The sequence below is a fragment of the Kitasatospora sp. NPDC047058 genome, assembly GCF_040643935.1.
Taxonomy (GTDB): domain Bacteria; phylum Actinomycetota; class Actinomycetes; order Streptomycetales; family Streptomycetaceae; genus Kitasatospora.
The window spans coordinates 1-3,454 of sequence record NZ_JBEYVJ010000585.1 but is presented as its reverse complement, the minus strand read 5'-3'; the positions used below and the strand labels follow the sequence as shown (position 1 = coordinate 3,454).

At 70.4% G+C, this 3,454-nt stretch carries 1 protein-coding gene; it reads left to right on the top strand.

Annotation, left to right across the window (positions count from 1 at the left end):
- Positions 1–82 precede the first annotated feature (82 nt).
- A complete protein-coding gene (locus tag ABZ885_RS37820) occupies positions 83–3,295 on the top strand; it encodes a nitrate reductase subunit alpha (RefSeq protein WP_360199220.1) in 3,213 nt (1,070 codons plus the stop codon).
- The last annotated feature ends 159 nt before the right edge of the window (positions 3,296–3,454 follow it).

Genomic DNA, 3,454 nt, shown 5'->3' with positions numbered 1-3,454 from the left:
CAGCAGAACCGTCACTGTTCCCCCAGCGGCAGACAGAACGGCCGGGAGCAACTCAGTGGGCGCCTTAAGCACGATGACGATGATGATCATCAAGTCGGCGCGCGGCAAGGGCGGCCTGGTGCGCGCCGACTGGGACGAGGTGACCGAGCTCGTCGCCGCCGCCCAGGTGCACACCGTCAAGACGTACGGCCCCGACCGGGTGGCGGGCTTCTCGCCCATCCCGGCGATGTCGATCGCGTCGTTCGCGGCCGGGGCCCGCTACCACTCGATGATCGGCGGGACGCTGCTGTCGTTCTACGACTGGTACGCGGACCTGCCCATCGCCTCGCCGCAGGTCTGGGGCGACCAGACCGACGTGCCGGAGTCCGCGGACTGGTGGAACACGGGCTACCTGATCATGTGGGGCTCCAACATCCCCGTGACCCGCACGCCCGACGCGCACTTCCTGACCGAGACCCGCTACAACGGCGCCAAGGTCGTCGCGGTCAGCCCCGACTACGCCGACAACGTCAAGCACGCCGACGAGTGGCTCGCCCCCCACCCCGGCACGGACGGCGCGCTGGCCATGGCCATGGGCCACGTGATCCTGCGCGAGTTCCTCGTCGACCGCGAGGTGCCGTACTTCCGGGACTACCTGCGCACGTTCACCGACGCCCCGTTCCTGGTGGCGCTGCGCGAGCACGAGCACGGTCTCGTCCCGGACGGGTTCCTGACCGCGGCCGACCTCGGACAGGACACCGAGCACGCCGCCTCCAAGACCGTCCTCCTCGACTCGGCCACCGGCGAACCGGTCGTGCCGAACGGCTCGCTGGGCTTCCGCTGGGCGCAGGAACAGGGCCACTGGAACCTCGACCTGGGCGAGGTCGTGCCCGAGCTGAGCCTGCTGGAGCGGGCCGAGGAGACCGTCGGGGTCGCGCTGCCGCGCTTCGACGAGGGCGCCACGGAGGGCGGCTCGTTCCTGGTGCGCGGGGTGCCGGTGCGCCGGATCGGCGGCCGGCTCGTCACCACCGTCTTCGACCTGATGCTCGCCCAGTACGGGGTGCACCGCCCCGGTCTCCCGGGCAGCTGGCCGTCGTCCTACGAGGACGCGTCGCAGCCCTGCACCCCGGCCTGGCAGGAGACGATCACCTCCGTGCCGGCCGCGCAGGCGGCCCGGATCGGCCGCGAGTTCGCCCGCAACGCCGAGCGCACCAACGGCCGGTCCATGATCGCGCTGGGGGCCGGGACCAACCACTGGTTCCACTCCGACACCATCTACCGGGCGTTCCTGGCGCTCGTCACCATGACCGGCTGCCAGGGCGTCAACGGCGGCGGCTGGGCGCACTACGTCGGCCAGGAGAAGGTCCGCCCGGTCACCGGGCAGCAGCACCTGTCGTTCGCCTTCGACTGGCAGCGGCCCACCCGGCACATGGCGGGCACCTCGTACTGGTACCTGAACTCCGACCAGTGGCGCTACGAGGCGTTCGGCCCCGACGAGATCGCCTCCCCGCTCGGCGAGGGACGGTTCAGGGGCAAGGGCTTCGCCGACTGCCTGGCGCAGGCCGTCCGACTCGGCTGGACGCCCGGCCACCCCGGCTTCAACCGCAACCCGCTCGACCTCACGGACGAAGCCGCCCGGGCCGGCCGGCCGGTCGCCGAGCACATCGTCGACGAGCTGAAGTCGGGACGGCTGCGGTTCGCCGCCGAGGACCCGGACGACCCCGCCAACTTCCCGCGCGTGCTCACCGTGTGGCGGGCCAACCTGCTCGGTTCCTCCGGCAAGGGCAACGAGTACTTCCTGCGCCACCTGCTGGGCACGGACGCGTCCGTCCGTTCCCGGGAGACCCCGCCCGAGGGGCGTCCGCAGGACGTGGTGTGGCGGGAGGAGGCGCCCGAGGGCAAGCTCGACCTGCTGGTCACCATGGACTTCCGGATGACCTCGACCGGCCTGTACTCCGACGTCGTCCTCCCGGCCGCCACCTGGTACGAGAAGGACGACCTGTCCAGCACGGACATGCACCCCTTCCTGCACGCCTTCACCCCGGCCATCGCCCCGCCCTGGCAGGCGCGCACCGACTACGACACCTTCCTGACCCTCGCCGACCGGTTCAGCGAGCTGGCGGCCGGCCACCTCGGCACCCGCACCGACGTCATCGCCGTGCCGCTGCTCCACGACACCCCGGACGAACTCGCCCAGCCGGGCGGCGTGGTGAGGGACTGGAAGACCGGCGAGTGCGAACCGGTCCCCGGGAGGACCATGCCGAAGCTGGCGGTCGTCGAGCGGGACTACACCGCGATCGCGCAGAAGATGCGCGCCGTCGGGCCGCTGCTCGACACCCTGGGCACCACCACCAAGGGCATCACCGTCGTCCCGGACCAGGAGATCGAGGAACTCCGGCACCGCAACGGCACCGTCCGGGACGGGATCGCCGCCGGCCGGCCCTCGCTCGCCACCGCGAGCCACATGTGCGAGGCGGTCCTCGCCCTCTCCGGCACCACCAACGGCCGGCTGGCCACCGAGGGCTTCCGGGTGCTCGAGAAGCAGACCGGCAGCGAGGGCCTGGTCGAACTCGCCGCCGAACGCGAGGCGGAGCGGATCACCTTCGCCGACACCCGCATCCAGCCCCGCGCGGTGATGACCTCGTACGAGTGGTCGGGCTCGGAGACCGGCGGACGGCGCTACTCACCGTTCGTCATCAACACCGAGCACAAGAAGCCCTGGCACACCCTCACCGGCCGCCAGCACTTCTTCGTCCAGCACGACTGGGTGTCCGAGGTCGGCGAGCAACTGCCCGTCTACCGGCCCCCGCTGAACTCGCCCCGGCACTACGGCGACGAGCACCTGGGCGGCGGCCGGGCCGAGGTCACGGTCCGCTACCTCACCCCGCACTCCAAGTGGTCCATCCACTCGAACTACCAGGACAACAAGTACATGCTCGACCTGTCCCGCGGCGGCCCGGTCATCTGGATGTCCACCGGCGACGCCGAGAAGATCGGCGTGAAGGACAACGACTGGATCGAGGCCTACAACCGCAACGGCGTCGTCGCCGCGCGGGCGGTGGTCACCCACCGGATGCCCGAGGGCACCGTGTACATGTACCACGCCCAGGACCGCAACGTGAACGTGCCGAAGACGGAGGTCACCGGGAAGCGCGGCGGCATCCACAACTCCCTGACCAGGCTGCTGCTCAAGCCCACCCACCTGGCCGGCGGCTACGCGCAGTTCACCTACGCCTTCAACTACTACGGCCCGACCGGAAACCAGCGCGACGAGGTCACCGTGATCCGGCGTCGTTCGCAGGACGTGGAGTACTGACATGCCCACTGGCGAAGCCACCATCGGACGCGTCATGGCCCAGATCGCCATGGTGATGAACCTCGACAAGTGCATCGGCTGCCACACCTGCTCGGTCACCTGCAAGCAGACGTGGACCAACCGCACCGGCGTCGAGTACGCCTGGTTCAACAACGTCGA

Excerpts from the sequence above, each read along its gene's own strand:
- ABZ885_RS37820 (WP_360199220.1), top strand. The coding sequence starts at position 83 with ATGATCATCAAGTCGGCGCGCGGCAAGGGCGGCCTGGTGCGCGCCGAC.